Source organism: Aphanothece hegewaldii CCALA 016 (genome assembly GCF_003007785.1).
Lineage (GTDB): Bacteria > Cyanobacteriota > Cyanobacteriia > Cyanobacteriales > Microcystaceae > Chroococcus > Chroococcus hegewaldii.
This window is the reverse complement of the sequence record NZ_PXOH01000025.1, coordinates 1-14,190: the sequence shown is the minus strand read 5'-3', so window position 1 is coordinate 14,190 and position 14,190 is coordinate 1. Positions and strand designations below refer to the sequence as shown.

Here is a 14,190-nt window from a genome sequence, read left to right as displayed (position 1 = left end):
AAAACATCAAGAATAATCTATGAAAAAGTGGCTAAAAAGTATAAGAATTAGCAGAATTGTTTTAACTTTCATTCTATTTTTTACACTTCTCTTAAATAACTTTGGCTTCTCAGAAAAAGTATTAGCTGAGACAATTAATCCTGAAAAAGCGGCTCAAAAAGTAGAAAAAGCTGCTGAGAAAATAGACCAAGATAATCAAAAAGATACAACAAAAGATACTTATGGACAATACGAAGAAAGTAACGAAATGATTGATAAAGCTAGAGAAAAAGCCAAAGAGAAACTAGAATCTATGGCAAATACAGTAAAAGAATCTCCAAAACCACAAGAAGCTTTACCACCTAGTCAAAATAATTTTATTAAAAAAGTTGGTCAATTTTAAATAATGGATTAAAGAAAGTTAGATTATCAATATTGCCAGTGAATGAATTCACTGTCTCAAAGCTGAAGTCGGTTAAAACCGACTAATCATCTAAAACCGATTTAATAAGACTCTTTTAATTAAGCGTAGGGGTTTGGTCTGGGGACCCTATATTTTACGCTCATTTGGTTTTTAAATCCCTACATCATTGTTGCATAGGGGAGAAGATTTATAGCAGATTTGGTATCAAAGGAGTTTTAGTCCATTTTAATGGACTTAGGCTATCAGACAGAGAATTTATTCTCTGGCGGTACTGGCGGGCGGTACTGGCGGGCGGTACTCTGGCGATACTTTTGCTGGCGGTACAAATGTGCTAATCGTTACCCAATTAATTGTTAATCTTGCATTATTATTTAGGAGTATTTAATATAAAAAACAGGGATTTTAACCCCTGTCGAAACTGTTATTCAGGTAAAACCTGACGGATGCGTTGTTCTAAACGTTCTAAGTCCAAACCCCCCTCATCGCGGGTGATGCGTCGTACTGTCGAATTGACATGACCTAACTCTAACAGTAAATCTTGTAGAATTTCTTGCTGTTGACGCGCTTGGGTGACTTCTTGGGGTTCTTGTACCAAATCGCGGATTAGGGTATCTTCAGCACGAGAGGCTATAATAGGTTGTAACTGACCTTGAACGTAAACAAAGCTTCTTCGTCCTGGCCCTCTATCTTCATCTACGGGGATCACTGCTGTAACTTGATCCGAACGAATGTACTTACCGTAACCTAAGTGAACAAGTACTGATGGCTGTATTTTCATGCTGCTCTCTTTTCTTACCTTCTTCTATTATACTTGTTCCATAATGGCTTGTAGAGCATACACAGAGCGGTTTTCACCCTATTTAGACTGGGATTTCCACCCTGTGTTTTAAAATTTGTATATATAAATCTGTTGGAGAGAATAAGATGGAAAGTATTAAATTAAAAACCCACGTTGATCATGACGGATTGTTACAGATTAAGCTTCCAGAAAAAATAGCTGACTCTGAGGTAGAAGTGGTGGTAATTTATCAGCCAGTGGACAAGACAAAGAAAAGAAGCTGGTCACCTGGATTTTTTGAAAAGACATTTGGGGCTTGGGTTGGTGAACCATTGGTCAGAGAACCACAAGGAGAGTTCCCCCAAAGAGAACCCTTAGCATGATTTACCTGTTGGATACTAATACTTGTATTGTCTATATTAATCGCCGTAATCAAGCAGTTAGAGAGCGTTTAAATGCTTTATCACCAGACGATGTAGCTCTTTGTGATGTGGTCAAGTACGAGCTTTACTATGGAGCTTATCGAAGTTCAAGACAACAAGAAAATCTGGCTACTTTGAGAGAGTTTTTCAGTGAGTTTGTTAGTTTACCCTTTGACGGTCAAGCGGCGGCCATCTGTGGTCATATTCGGGCTTTTTTAGCAGCTAATGGTACTCCAATTGGAGTTTATGACCTTCAAATTGCCGCGATCGCTTTGGCACATAACTTGATTTTAGTCACCCATAATGTTGATGAATTTAGTCGAGTCGAAGGATTAACAATTGAGGATTGGGAAGTTTAATTAACATGAGTTCGGGCGCAGAGAGCAAAGAAAAGGAAATACTCAACACCTTTGTTTTATATATAGTTTAAAAACTTGATTTTGTCACGTTGATGATGATTGCCAAAATTGATAACGGTTAAGTTTTTTCTCTTTTCCATCCAAGGGTTGTATAAATTCTTTGGTAGTATTCATAAAAATCCTCTCATTTTGTATAAGATAAGTAAAGAATAGGATGCACTATTCAATTAAAAAATACACCCTAAACCTTTAATTAAAACTTTCCTTGTAATGCTTCGTGACACCGTTCACAAATGGTAGGATCATCAGGAAATTCCCCGACATGAATCGAATAATTCCAACATCGATCGCATTTTACCCCATCTGCTTTGATAACTCCCACCGCAACGAGATCCGACTCCCCTTTATAGTCTGCTTTTTCCATCGCTTCAACGGAGTCTACTAACTCGACTTGGGAAGATAAAAACAAATAACGCAATTCATCAACCCGATTACCCGATAAACTATCAGTAGGATTAAAACTCGCTAACTGTTGTTTTAATTCTTGATCCGACACATAAAGTAATGTTTTTGCGTCTAATGATGCACCAATCATTTTATTATTTCGCGCTTGTTCCATCACTTTATTTACTTCTGTGCGAATTTGACGGAATTTAGCCCATTTTACGGCTAATTCTGGTTTATTCCATTGGGGATCGAGTTTTACCCATCCTGACTCAAAAACAGATAAATAGTCCGTAGAGTATGGGATATATTGCCAAATGTCCTCAGCTAAATGAGATAATACTGGAGCGATCGCTTTAGCTAAACATTCGAGTGCTATTGCATAAACCGTCTGACAACTGCGACGACGAGGGGAGTTTAGATCAGAAATATACAGTCTATCTTTAGCAATATCGATATAAAAGTTAGACAAATCAACTACACAGAAATTTTGTACAGTTTGGAAAAAACGGAAAAACTGAAAACTAGAATAAGCATCCGTCACCTCTGTAAAAACTTCTGAGATCCGATGCAACATATATCGATCGATTTCTGGTAACTCTTTGTAAGAAACCGCGTGTTTTGCTGGCTCAAAATCGTGTAAACTACCGAGTAAGAATTTAGCAGTATTACGAATTTTATTACGAACATCAACTAATTGTTTTAAGATATTTTGACCAATGGGAACATCAGAAGAATAATCTACCGAAGACACCCATAAACGGATAATATCTGCACCGTAAGCGGGTTCTTTTTTCTGATCCTTCCCACCGTTGATGATACTAAAAGGATCAACAATATTACCCTCAGACTTACTCATCTTACGGCCTTTTTCATCCAAAACAAAACCATGTGTTAAAACCGTCTTATAAGGTGCAATACCATTCGCTGCAACACTGGTTAAAAGACTTGACTGAAACCATCCGCGATGTTGATCAGATCCTTCCAAATACATATCTACTGGATATTTTAACTCAGGTCGGGTATTCGCAACCGCCGCCCAAGAAGAACCAGAATCGAACCAAACATCCATTGTATCCGTACCCTTGCGGTAGGTATGTCCATTATTATGATAACTTTCGGGTAATAATTCATTTACCGAGAGTTCCCACCAAGCATCAGAACCTTTTTCTGCAAAAATAGTTTGTACATGATTGATGGTTTCTTCCGTCATTAAAGGTTCGTTGGTTGCTTCATCGTAGAATACTGGAATGGGAACACCCCAACTACGCTGACGAGAGATGCACCAATCAGAGCGATCGCTTACCATAGGAGTAATACGATTTTCTCCTTGTGCTGGTATCCATTTTACTGTTTTAATTGCTGCTAATGCTTCATCTCTAAACCCTTCAACCGATGCGAACCATTGTTCAGTCGCACGGAAAATCGTCGGTTTTTTCGTTCTCCAATCATAAGGATATTTGTGTTGATAGGGTTCTTCTTTGAGTAAAGATCCTTTTTCTTGAAGTGCATTGATGATAACTTCATTTGCATCTTTAAGAACATTCAAACCCTCGAACTGTCCAGCTTCTGCGGTAAAATTCCCTTTATCATCGACAGGAGAAAGAATAGGTAAACCGTATCGCTGACCTACGATATAATCTTCTTGTCCGTGTCCTGGTGCGGTATGAACCAAACCTGTACCCGAATCTGTTGTAACATAATCACCACCGATCACAATTTCACTTTCTCGGTCAAAAAGTGGATGACGATAGGTCGTATGTTCTAAGTCTTTTCCTTTAATGGTTGCTTTTACAGTTAAAGAAGTGTTGAAGGTTTCCGATAGTTTTTCGACTAAATCTTCTGCAACGATAAGATATTTGTTCTGTAAAGACGTGTCATGACTCGTCTCTACTTCTACTACAGCGTAAGTCAGATCTGGATTTAAAGCAACGGCTAAATTACCTGGTAATGTCCAAGGAGTCGTAGTCCAAATTGCTACACCCAAATCAGGGAGAAACGGCGTTAAAATTTCTGTAGACGCTTTAGTGATGGGGAACGCTGCATAAACACTTCTGGATGTATGACCCTCTGGATATTCTAACTCTGCTTCAGCAAGTGCCGTTTGCGAACTTGGACTCCAGTGAACGGGTTTTAGTCCGCGATAAATATAACCCTTCAGTGCCATTTTTCCAAAAACGCCAATTTGTGCCGCCTCGTATTGAGGACTCATCGTTAAATAGGGATGATCCCAGTCTCCCCACACTCCATACCTTTTAAAACCTTCGCACTGCTCTTTCTGCGTCACAAGGGCAAAATCACGCGCCCTATGACGTAATTGAAGAGGGGTTAACCCCGCTCGTTCTTCTTTTTTCATGTTTTGCAGGACTTTTAGTTCGATCGGGAGTCCGTGACAGTCCCATCCTGGTACATAGCGAACCTTGTATCCTTGCAGTAACTTATATTTATTAATAATATCTTTGAGGATTTTGTTGAGCGCATGACCCATATGTAACGCACCATTCGCATAGGGTGGGCCATCGTGTAGAATGAAGAGATCACCTAGGTTATTCTGTGACAATTTCTCATAAATCTGGTTTTCTTGCCAAAATTCTTGGATTTCTGGTTCTCGCTTCGTTGCATTCGCCCGCATATCAAAATTAGTTTGGGGCAAGTTTACGGTATCTTTGTAACTCTTTGCGTCTGTCACAGTTGTAATAGAAGTTCGTTATAGGGTTTACTCTTTTTTATTGTATCGGTCAGAAGTCGCTACAGGATTGATGGTTTGCTCAATGACTGAAAAACAATATTTACCATTCAACTGTAACAGGATAGTTTTCAAATACAGGATCACGACTTATTAATACTGCTCCTTCTGATCTAGTTTGAGCAATTAGTAAACGATCAAACGGATCTTTATGATAGAAAGTATCTAATAATAGTTTCATTCTTCCCCTAACCAAAATTCATCGGGTAGCGGTTCATCAAAATCTTCACTCATGATAATCGCATTAGGATGTAAGTCTGGTATTCGGGGAGAGTTAGAATTAGATGGATTGATGGACAGTAAACGCGCTAAGGGGATATTTCCATTAGTTAATACTATTTCTGTATCTTCTTTTAGAAGCGATAGTAATTCTTTGATGCTCATCTGAGCTTCGGCTATATCAATATTTTGAGTAAACATTTGTAAAAAGAATTATTTTAAAATATACTTTTAATTTATTATACTAAAAATTTTAATTAGCCGAAAACAAGATATGACGAAAGCGGAGAGAGATTTTGAGCAAGATTCCGAAATGTTAGAAGAATATGATTTTAGTGGAGGAGTTAGAGGTAAATTTTATCAAGCTTATCAAAATAATAATCTTCAACCGTTACCAGGAGTGCAGTTCGTCGTTAATAAGCATGGTATAAAAACAGGCGTTTTAATTTATTTAAGTGAGCATCATAATCTATTAAATAATGTTCTTGCTCAATTTGATTCTACAGATGAGTTTCAGTATGTCATCAATCAAAATGGTCATCAAATAGCCCTTTTACTCAATTTAGAAAAGTATTTATCGCTTTGGCAACAAATTTATGATTATTTAGACCAAGAACGGCAAGAATTAGAGAAATCTGCCGAACTATATGCAGAAATCTACGCAGAAGACCAAGATTTACAAGAATTAACCGAATCTGCACTGATTGACGAAATACGATAATCAGCGATCGTTTTTTGATCGCATTTGGGAACCCTATAAATAATTTAGTCACGGGTTCAATATGAAAGACTTTCTCACGGGTTTAGACAACCATATCTATCAACAATATGATTTAAGTAACAATTGGAAGAAAGCAATTAATTTAGGAAACGCACTTACAGGGAAACAATTTAGCGTCAATGGGTTTTTGGGTGGTACCAATCAAAGAGAAGTGTATGATAGTGTCGATCGCCTGAAATTTAATCTTAAGAAAAGTTTACATTTAGAAATAAACACAGATCCTAAAGTTATTACTGAATTAGTCAAGTTTGAAAATGGTCAAGCTTTTGTCGTTGATTCCATTGAGTACGGTTCTCAATTATCATTAAATTTATCTCCTGGTCATTATGGTTTAAGCTTTTTTGTGGAAGGAGATTTAATTAGTTATCACGTTAATGCTCAATTTTCATCGATTTTGTAATAAACTAGCAGAATGAGCATCAAGAAATAAATGAGCATTCTGATGACGGCGTAAAATGGAGACAGGATAAGAAACGGTAATCTCTTCTTCTAACGCAGTTTTAACAATTCCTGCTTTGTTTATTCCTGATGCTAAACAAATTATTTTTTTAGACGATAAAATTGTGGGAATCGTTACAGTATAAGCATATTGAGGAACTGCATCAAGATTGGGAAAATAACCCTGTTTGACTTGTATCTGTTGGGTTGACTCTTCTAATTTAACTAATTTTACCCAATGAGGATCATTAAAATTAGCGACACTGGGTTCATTAAATGCGATATGTCCATTCTGACCGATACCGAGGAAACATAAATCTATGGGTTGTGTTTTTAATAGATTAGCATAGCGATCGCATTCTGTTAGCGGTTCTGTTGCATCACCTTTTATGTAATGAAATTGTTTCGGTTTAACCTTTTTTTCGACACGTTCTCGCAAATAATAACAAAAACTAGCGGTATTCTCAGCTTTAATCCCCAGATATTCATCTAAATGAAATAATACCAGACGTGACCAGTCTACACCACCTAAAGCAATCAACGCATCTAAAAATTGTATCTGAGTATTTCCTGTCGCTAAAAGTATTCTCGCTTCGGTTTGTTGGTCTAGAATATTCATTAAGTATTCTCTCACGATTTGAGCAGCACCTAGAGCGAGTTCAAATTCACTGGAATAAACATTAACTGATAAATGATCAACAGATTGGGATTTTAGCAGATTGCTGACAAGCATTGTTGAACTAATCTAAAATATAATTATTGTCTAATTTTAACAAAATCAATAATCAGTCAAATAACATTTATAGATGATTCTAGATAAATTTATGAAACAAACTTTGTACGAGCAAGATTATCAACTGTGGATAGACAAGACTATTGAACAACTTAAACAAAGAGAATTTGTAGATTTAGATTTTGAACATTTAATCGAGGAATTAATTGATTTGGGTAAATCCGAAAAAAAATCCTTAGAAAGTAATTTAATGATTTTGTTAGCTCATTTACTTAAATTAAAAGTACAAGCAGAAGCACCCGACACAATGAAAAATAGTTGGTATAACTCAGTTGATGAACATCGTAAGAGAGTTTTAATCGATTTAAAAGAGACACCTTCACTCAAAAACTATCTAACAATAGCCATAGAAAAAGCTTATCAAAATGGTCGTGATTTGGCAATTAAAGAAGGTAAACGAGGGAAATATGGTGTACAAATTTCTGAAGAGAGCAATTATCCTATAGTCTGTCCTTTTTTAATCGAACAAATTTTATATGAAGATTTTTATTTTACAACTTGAGATTTAGCTAATCTAATCAATAACCGTAAAGCTTGATTAACAGATTCATGTGTTGGAAACTCTTTAGCAACATCGGGATCTAATAAAACTAAATTAGTACCTTGACGATAACGCTCAACATATTTCCCTCTAACTTGCCCTGTTAATTGACTAAGATCATATTCTTCTCTAAGTTCGTCTTCTAATTCGTTTTTAATTTCCTCGTTCATAATTTTTTTCTCCTTTGGTGTTGCTTGTCTAGCACTTATAATACGAGTTTTATTATTTCTATCTGTGTGTGATAATTAGTATAGCAAACTTTTCATTAAACTAACTCTAAACTTCATCTACAGCAATCTTGGGCAACATCAAAACGTAGCGATATCCAGACTCTGGGGAACCTTGAACCATAATTTTACCGCCATGATTTTCGGCTAAATAACATCCTAATAATAATCCTAAAAGAGCTTGTGGATTTTCTTGTGTGTGGTGTGGATTGATTTCTTTAAATCGATTAAGATTTGCTTCAATTGAGCTTGTACTAATTACTTGGTTTTCTGAGTAACTATCAAATTTATCTACTGTTACGACTGAGGTTAATGTCTCTAGTTCTAATGATAGCCCATTGGTAACAAGTGAGGGATGAAAAGTAATTTGAGGTAAACCATCTCCTAACCAAGGATGAGATACCCAAATCGCAATATTAAGTGTATTATTCCGTCTTGAAATATGCACTCTAACTTCGCCACCCGATTCGGAAGATTCTAAAACACTGATTATTAAATAATACAAAGCTTGTTTAATTTTATCTTTATCTAATAGCCATGTTCCTTTACCTGGTTCGACAGAAAGTCTTAAATCTTGTCGTTTCTGTTGAGCTATTTCCGATAGATCATTAAGAATCTGTTGACAGATCATTTCAACATTAACAGGGGTTAAATCTAATTGTGAATTGTTTTCCTCTATTGTTCCTAATTTAATAATTTCATCGACTAAAGAAGTCATTTGATTGCCACTCTCATGAATAATTTTTAGATAGTCTTTTTGTTTACTACTCAGTTGACCAAAAACTTCACTATGAAGAATGCTAGACATTCCTATTACGGATGTTAAAGGAGTTCTTAATTCTTGTATTAATCCTCTTAATAGTCGTAGTTTTATTTCACCAATTGAGTAATTAAGTTCGGGTTTGGCTGTAGATTGTTCAGTTGGTAAAGATGAATAAGTATTTTCTTCTTTTGCTGCTTTTAAATTAAGTAATTCATTTTTTAATGAAGAATGGGTTTGCGCTAAATAATCTCGTTCAAATTCTCGTAAACACCACCTAGCTGTAAGAGTTAAAAATTCTAAATCTTTTATAGTAAATTGACGAGGTATTAAATCCATAACGGCTAATGTACCAATACATTGTCCCTCACTTGTTACTAAAGGAGTACCTAAATAAGAACGGATATTATAATGTTGGGTTAAAAGACTTCCTGCAAAAACGACATTACTATAAGTATCATCAATAAGAAGCACTTGCTCACTATCAACAACATAAGTACAAAAAGCCTCTATTCTGATAATTTTACGAGATGAGGCAATTTGATTCATTAAACCAAGTTGGGATAATCCTACGGCAGATTTGAGCCAAAGATTGTCATAAACCATCATTCCTAAGATACAGATTGGTGTTCCCAGAAAACGAGCAGCCATTTGGGTTGCTTCGTCAAATACTGGAACCGTATCAGTTTCTAATAAGCCAAAATTCTTAAGTTTGTTGACTCGCTGTTGTTCTCGAACGTCTGGAGTAAGGCCATCTAAACGGCAAAAAAGTCTACTCATTGGATTTGGCATATTTACTTCTACCCCTGAATTATTTTTTTGTCCTTGCATTGCCTTACCTTTCCCACTTGGCCTCGATTAATCGGGTTTTTGTCAGCAGATCCTACCCTATGCGATCGCTGATTTCTATCTTGTATAACTGATAGAAACGTCTCTAGAGTAAAATTTTTTTGTACTGCTAACTCTACAGTTCCCAATTTACGGAATTAATAAACATTTTTCGCAAAAAATCTAGCTAATCTTTCATTTATCCCTATTTTTACGCAAAGTTTAGTAATGAATCCGATTAATCTAACAAGAACAACCTTAATTTTACTGAAATTATTTTTACTTGACTAGACTGTATCGTTATTTTCCTAATTGACAAAATAATGACCAAAAAAGTGTAATTTAGTTGATTAAATACGGACTTTATGGCAAATCTCTTTTAAAGCAAGTCGTCATTCACTGAAATTGGAACACGAAATCGATTAAGCGCGATCGCTGATTTTCAGTAAATTTAGTGACTTGATTTGTGAAGCTATAATAAAGTTCATCAAAACGATACAATTGTTCTATTTTAGACGAAAGCGCACTAAAATAATATCATCATCTCGTTTGGGAAAATTCTCGTTATGATAGAAAACCGCCAGAACGAATCACATTCTATTTTGATCATCATTCTCGGCACTTGACAAAGATGGTATACGAACCCCTACATCATAAATATCGTCCGCAAACCTTCGGGGACTTAGTGGGACAAGATGCGATCGCCAAAACCTTAAATAATGCGCTTCTCAGTCGTCGGATAGCTCCTGCTTACTTATTTACAGGCCCCAGAGGAACTGGGAAAACTTCCTCAGCCCGTATTTTAGCCAAATCTTTGAACTGTTTAGCGTCAGATGTGCCAACACCGATCCCTTGTGGACAATGTGAGGTGTGTCGTGCGATCGCCAATGGTTCCGCCTTAGATGTCATCGAAATTGATGCAGCTAGTAATACAGGGGTCGATAATATAAGAGAGATCATCGAGCGATCGCAATTTGCCCCCGTTCAGTGTCGCTATAAAGTCTATGTGATAGACGAGTGTCATATGCTCAGTACGGCGGCGTTTAATGCTCTGCTGAAGACCCTCGAAGAACCGCCCGATCGCGTTATTTTTGTTCTCGCTACCACCGACCCACAACGAGTTTTACCAACAATTATTTCACGCTGTCAACGCTTTGATTATCGACGAATTCCTTTACAAGATATGGTTGATCATCTGAGTAAAATTGCTCATCTAGAAGACATTGCGATCGATCCAGAAGCCGTTACATTAGTCGCTCAAATAGCTAACGGTGGACTCAGAGATGCAGAAAGCTTACTCGACCAACTTAGCTTACTTTCTGGAACGATTACACCCGAAAAAGTCTGGGAATTAGTCGGCGCAGTTCCCGAACGAGATTTATTAACCCTCTTACAAGCCATTCACTCCAAAGATCCAGAAAGCATTATTGATCAATGTCGTCATTTAATGAACCGAGGACGTGAACCCTTAGTGGTCTTACAAAACTTGGCTAATTTTTATCTTAATTTACTGATTGCTCAAACCGCCCCTCATCGTCCAGATCTTGTAGCCGTTACCGCCCCAACTTGGCAAAATCTTTGTACAGAAGCATCTTCATGGGATCTTCAAGAAATTCTTAGAGGACAACAACACCTTAAAGATAGTGAAACCCAACTCAAAAACACCACTCAGCCCCGTCTCTGGCTAGAAGTAACTCTTTTAGGTCTAATTCCAAGACAAACCGTTACGACGACATCTATTCTAGTGGCGACTCCTTCTACTGTAACAACAAAACCGATCGTTACTCCATCCCCAAAACCTGAACCCGTAGCTACTCCAGTTCCAGTCGTAAAACCCGTTAAATCTGAACCCGAACCCGAACCAACATCAACTCATCAAGAACTAAATTTAGACCAAATTTGGCAACAAGTTATTAAAGTTGTGCAACCAATAAATCATAGTTTACTCAAAGAATATGGAGCATTACTGAGTTTAGAGGGTTCTGTTGCTGAAATGAGCATGGTCTCGGAAGCTTTAGTAACATTAGCTCGACAAAGAATCACTATGATAGAAGAAGCTTTTACTAAAGTTTGTCGTCAACCGATTAAAGTCAAAGTACGATTAGCTTCATCAAAGACTCAAACCAAGATTGCAGAAACTTCAACCCCATCTACACCCAAAAAAACACCCGAACCCGTTACCCCAGTTACAGTCAGTCAAAATGGTAGTTCAACCCTTCAACCCAAGCCAAAAATAGAACAACCGTTTGTTACTTCAGTCCCAAAACCTAATTCTACTGTTATTGAACCGAAAACGCCTGATCTGCCACAATCTAAAGAGACTGACTATTCACCGACTGAACTGCATTCGGTGGCTCAGAATTTAGCTAAAGTTTTTAATGGTGAAATTGTTGTCATGAATTCTAAAGTTACAGAAGATGAAGAAACTGTAAACGAAGACTCAACAACCGTGACAATAAACGAATCACCTGATAAACCCCTTATTGTAAATCGTATTATAAAAGTGACCGATCTTGAAGATGAGGAAGATCTCGAATTCTAGTGGTCAAAACAACGCACAATAGTAGGATGACAATCTTAATGATCCTTGAGAAATACAGCCCAATTCTCCTACTAGAGGATTACAAGGAATGTGGACACGACGACAATAAGATCAATATTGAGCATCTTAAAGCTTTGGGGTGTTACATTGTTGTCAAAAAACTGAATATGCTAGATATAAATTAAGACATTATTGTAAATCGATTCTTATGGCCGCTTCTAACTCCCCCACCCATAAACCTAGTTGGCTACAAACGCGATGGGAAACGCTTAACTTTACTTCCCGTCTCCTGATTTTAGCCCTTGCTGCTCCTTTACTGGTCTTAAATATTTGGGCTTTATCAGCTATTTTCGGTTATTTTGAATCTTTATTTGTTATTTTATTAGTTGCTTCTGTTTTTTCTTTTTTACTCAGTTATCCTGTAGATTGGTTAGAATCAAAAGGTCTAAAACGAGGACAAGCAGCAGTTTTAGTTTTTTTTACAACTTTGCTAATTCTTTTAGCAGTTACAGTAATTTTACTTCCTTTGGTTTTTACCCAAGCACAACAATTAGTCGCTCGTTTACCAGAGTGGTTAGATTCTGGACAACGACAGTTAATGAAACTGGAACAACAAGCGGAAACATGGGGTTTACCTGTTCATTTTGATGGTTTAATTACCCAAATTAATAGCCAACTGGGAAACGAATTACAGAATTTAGCGGGAAAAACCTTAAATTTAGCTTTAAATTTTACAGTTTTTACACTGGTTAAAGTTGTTGATGTTTTATTGGTTATCTTTTTAACTTTATATTTATTACTACATGGTCAAACGGTTTGGTCAAGTTTAGTTGAATGGTTGCCGAAAAAAGCTCAAAAACCTTTTTCATTAACTTTACGTCTCAGTTTTCAAAACTATTTTTTAGGACAAACTGTTAGTGCGACCTGTATGGCGATCGGTCTTGTTACGGGTTTTGTATTATTAAAAATTCCTTTTGGTTTACTATTTGGTTTAACCATTGGCGTAATGGCTTTAATTCCCTTTGGGGGTACAGTTGGCATTATTTCTTTTACTTCCTTAGTCGCTTTGCGTGATATTGGTGCCGGTTTACAAATGTTAGCTGTTGCTTTAGTGGTACAGCAAATTGTCGAAAATGGGATCGCCCCCCGTATTCTAGGCAGTGTTACGGGTTTAAATCCTTTTTGGGTGTTGGTTTCTCTGTTGACTGGGGCTAGAGTTGGTGGACTTTTGGGGGTGATTGTTGCTATTCCAATGGCAGTTATGATTAAAGAAGCGTTAAAAGTTGTCCGTAGTGCGCCTCATGGAGAAAGATTATTAGAGCCAGAAATTCATTCAGAATCGGAAAAACTGCCTAGATCAGAGGAATATCAGAAAATCGTTAAATAATTAACCTGAGTTTTGTTTAAGGGAATTCTGCTTCGGGCTAAATAGCTAGGTGAACTCGAATCATTACAGCCTGTTATTGACAATTTGATCAATGAAGCTGGATTTCGGATTGCACCAGAATTATTAGCTCAAATTATGACACAGTAGAACGTTTTTGAGTTATTACGCATACGGTTACATCTTAACCAGCACAATTATATATTAATTACGGACTATACTAACAATCAAATACCGTAAACTCCTGCGGGAAGAACATAACGAGTAACTGCCCCTTCATTCTCAATTTTCTCAGCATCTCGCATGAGTACGTCCTCTGACCATATAGGCTGATGGTAGTATACGGTAGCAATACCATCTTCAGACCAAACAGGAGGAGGTCCACCTGTTTTGTATCTATAGTCTTGGTTAGTAAATTGTTTGTCTAGCCACTTTACGGATTTATTAATAAGTAACAATGCATAATTAATTGTATATTTGTGGTAAGCTTTTAGTGGCTCTAGTTGTTGCTAGTAGGTAAAAATT

The 14,190-nt window shown here is 36.8% G+C and carries 16 protein-coding genes; 8 read left to right on the top strand and 8 right to left on the bottom strand.

Features of this window, described 5'->3' with window-relative positions:
• Positions 1 to 19: 19 nt before the first annotated feature.
• The gene (locus tag C7H19_RS18420) at positions 20 to 382 is read left to right on the top strand and encodes a hypothetical protein (RefSeq protein WP_106458390.1); all 363 of its coding nucleotides are present in this window, start codon (positions 20 to 22) and stop codon (positions 380 to 382) included.
• Positions 383 to 824: 442 nt separating this feature from the next.
• On the opposite strand, the gene C7H19_RS18415 is transcribed toward C7H19_RS18420, so the two are convergent.
• Positions 825 to 1,181, bottom strand: coding sequence for a hypothetical protein (locus C7H19_RS18415; protein ID WP_106458389.1), 357 nt, complete (start codon positions 1,179 to 1,181; stop codon positions 825 to 827).
• 146 nt (positions 1,182 to 1,327) lie between these two features.
• Here C7H19_RS18415 and C7H19_RS18410 point away from each other — a divergent pair, with 146 nt between their 5' ends.
• Positions 1,328 to 1,564, top strand: a complete 237-nt coding sequence (locus C7H19_RS18410; protein WP_106458388.1) for a hypothetical protein — start codon at positions 1,328 to 1,330, stop codon at positions 1,562 to 1,564.
• The gene (gene vapC / locus C7H19_RS18405; RefSeq protein ID WP_106458387.1) at positions 1,561 to 1,962 is read left to right on the top strand and encodes a type II toxin-antitoxin system tRNA(fMet)-specific endonuclease VapC; all 402 of its coding nucleotides are present in this window, start codon (positions 1,561 to 1,563) and stop codon (positions 1,960 to 1,962) included. The genes C7H19_RS18410 and vapC overlap by 4 nt, the downstream gene beginning before the upstream one ends.
• A 253-nt stretch (positions 1,963 to 2,215) precedes the next feature.
• Here the strand turns inward: vapC and ileS are convergent, their stop codons facing one another.
• From ileS to C7H19_RS18395, 3 genes are all read right to left on the bottom strand, one after another.
• Positions 2,216 to 5,095, bottom strand: coding sequence for an isoleucine--tRNA ligase (ileS, locus tag C7H19_RS18400; protein ID WP_106458386.1), 2,880 nt, complete (start codon positions 5,093 to 5,095; stop codon positions 2,216 to 2,218).
• 100 nt (positions 5,096 to 5,195) lie between these two features.
• Complete coding sequence (locus tag C7H19_RS25370) at positions 5,196 to 5,333, bottom strand: PIN domain-containing protein (protein WP_146136548.1); 138 nt, start codon at positions 5,331 to 5,333, stop codon at positions 5,196 to 5,198.
• Entirely contained in the window at positions 5,330 to 5,572 is a 243-nt protein-coding gene (locus tag C7H19_RS18395) for a type II toxin-antitoxin system Phd/YefM family antitoxin (RefSeq protein ID WP_106458385.1), read from the bottom strand. The genes C7H19_RS25370 and C7H19_RS18395 overlap by 4 nt, the downstream gene beginning before the upstream one ends.
• A gap of 73 nt (positions 5,573 to 5,645) precedes the next feature.
• Between C7H19_RS18395 and C7H19_RS18390 the strand changes: the two genes are divergently transcribed.
• Positions 5,646 to 6,092 carry a hypothetical protein gene (locus tag C7H19_RS18390; RefSeq protein ID WP_106458384.1) on the top strand — a complete coding sequence of 149 codons (447 nt, stop codon included), beginning with the start codon at positions 5,646 to 5,648 and terminating at the stop codon, positions 6,090 to 6,092.
• 61 nt (positions 6,093 to 6,153) lie between these two features.
• Positions 6,154 to 6,552, top strand: a complete 399-nt coding sequence (locus C7H19_RS18385) for a hypothetical protein (protein WP_106458383.1) — start codon at positions 6,154 to 6,156, stop codon at positions 6,550 to 6,552.
• Here the strand turns inward: C7H19_RS18385 and C7H19_RS18380 are convergent.
• Entirely contained in the window at positions 6,538 to 7,323 is a 786-nt protein-coding gene (locus C7H19_RS18380; protein WP_106458382.1) for a glucosamine-6-phosphate deaminase, read from the bottom strand. The genes C7H19_RS18385 and C7H19_RS18380 overlap by 15 nt on opposite strands.
• A gap of 91 nt (positions 7,324 to 7,414) precedes the next feature.
• Between C7H19_RS18380 and C7H19_RS18375 the strand changes: the two genes are divergently transcribed.
• Positions 7,415 to 7,885 (top strand): DUF29 domain-containing protein, encoded by a 471-nt coding sequence (locus C7H19_RS18375; RefSeq protein ID WP_106458440.1) that lies wholly within the window; start codon positions 7,415 to 7,417, stop codon positions 7,883 to 7,885.
• Here C7H19_RS18375 and C7H19_RS18370 read toward each other — a convergent pair.
• Together C7H19_RS18370 and C7H19_RS18365 are read right to left on the bottom strand one after the other, a co-directional pair.
• Positions 7,870 to 8,094, bottom strand: a complete 225-nt coding sequence (locus tag C7H19_RS18370; protein ID WP_106458381.1) for a hypothetical protein — start codon at positions 8,092 to 8,094, stop codon at positions 7,870 to 7,872. The two genes, C7H19_RS18375 and C7H19_RS18370, sit on opposite strands and share 16 nt — an antisense overlap.
• 106 nt (positions 8,095 to 8,200) lie before the next feature.
• Positions 8,201 to 9,742 (bottom strand): GAF domain-containing sensor histidine kinase, encoded by a 1,542-nt coding sequence (locus C7H19_RS18365; protein ID WP_106458380.1) that lies wholly within the window; start codon positions 9,740 to 9,742, stop codon positions 8,201 to 8,203.
• A 628-nt stretch (positions 9,743 to 10,370) separates the two neighbouring features.
• Between C7H19_RS18365 and C7H19_RS18360 the strand changes: the two genes are divergently transcribed.
• Together C7H19_RS18360 and C7H19_RS18350 are read left to right on the top strand one after the other, a co-directional pair.
• The gene (locus C7H19_RS18360) at positions 10,371 to 12,281 is read left to right on the top strand and encodes a DNA polymerase III subunit gamma/tau (RefSeq protein ID WP_106458379.1); all 1,911 of its coding nucleotides are present in this window, start codon (positions 10,371 to 10,373) and stop codon (positions 12,279 to 12,281) included.
• Positions 12,282 to 12,489: 208 nt separating this feature from the next.
• Positions 12,490 to 13,668 (top strand): AI-2E family transporter, encoded by a 1,179-nt coding sequence (locus C7H19_RS18350; RefSeq protein ID WP_106458377.1) that lies wholly within the window; start codon positions 12,490 to 12,492, stop codon positions 13,666 to 13,668.
• Between the two features lie 224 nt (positions 13,669 to 13,892).
• Here C7H19_RS18350 and C7H19_RS18340 read toward each other — a convergent pair whose 3' ends face one another.
• A complete protein-coding gene (locus tag C7H19_RS18340) occupies positions 13,893 to 14,123 on the bottom strand; it encodes a hypothetical protein (RefSeq protein WP_106458376.1) in 231 nt (76 codons plus the stop codon).
• Between the last annotated feature and the right edge of the window lie 67 nt (positions 14,124 to 14,190).

What these genes read in the sequence shown, in the direction of transcription:
- C7H19_RS18420 (WP_106458390.1), top strand. Translation starts at nt 20, where the DNA reads ATGAAAAAGTGGCTAAAAAGTATAAGAATTAGCAGAATTGTTTTAACT.
- C7H19_RS18415 (WP_106458389.1), bottom strand. Translation starts at nt 1,181, where the DNA reads ATGAAAATACAGCCATCAGTACTTGTTCACTTAGGTTACGGTAAGTAC.
- C7H19_RS18410 (WP_106458388.1), top strand. Translation starts at nt 1,328, where the DNA reads ATGGAAAGTATTAAATTAAAAACCCACGTTGATCATGACGGATTGTTA.
- vapC (WP_106458387.1), top strand. Translation starts at nt 1,561, where the DNA reads ATGATTTACCTGTTGGATACTAATACTTGTATTGTCTATATTAATCGC.
- C7H19_RS25370 (WP_146136548.1), bottom strand. Translation starts at nt 5,333, where the DNA reads ATGAAACTATTATTAGATACTTTCTATCATAAAGATCCGTTTGATCGT.
- C7H19_RS18395 (WP_106458385.1), bottom strand. Translation starts at nt 5,572, where the DNA reads ATGTTTACTCAAAATATTGATATAGCCGAAGCTCAGATGAGCATCAAA.
- C7H19_RS18390 (WP_106458384.1), top strand. Translation starts at nt 5,646, where the DNA reads ATGACGAAAGCGGAGAGAGATTTTGAGCAAGATTCCGAAATGTTAGAA.
- C7H19_RS18385 (WP_106458383.1), top strand. Translation starts at nt 6,154, where the DNA reads ATGAAAGACTTTCTCACGGGTTTAGACAACCATATCTATCAACAATAT.
- C7H19_RS18380 (WP_106458382.1), bottom strand. Translation starts at nt 7,323, where the DNA reads ATGCTTGTCAGCAATCTGCTAAAATCCCAATCTGTTGATCATTTATCA.
- C7H19_RS18375 (WP_106458440.1), top strand. Translation starts at nt 7,415, where the DNA reads ATGAAACAAACTTTGTACGAGCAAGATTATCAACTGTGGATAGACAAG.
- C7H19_RS18370 (WP_106458381.1), bottom strand. Translation starts at nt 8,094, where the DNA reads ATGAACGAGGAAATTAAAAACGAATTAGAAGACGAACTTAGAGAAGAA.
- C7H19_RS18365 (WP_106458380.1), bottom strand. Translation starts at nt 9,742, where the DNA reads ATGCAAGGACAAAAAAATAATTCAGGGGTAGAAGTAAATATGCCAAAT.
- C7H19_RS18360 (WP_106458379.1), top strand. Translation starts at nt 10,371, where the DNA reads ATGGTATACGAACCCCTACATCATAAATATCGTCCGCAAACCTTCGGG.
- C7H19_RS18350 (WP_106458377.1), top strand. Translation starts at nt 12,490, where the DNA reads ATGGCCGCTTCTAACTCCCCCACCCATAAACCTAGTTGGCTACAAACG.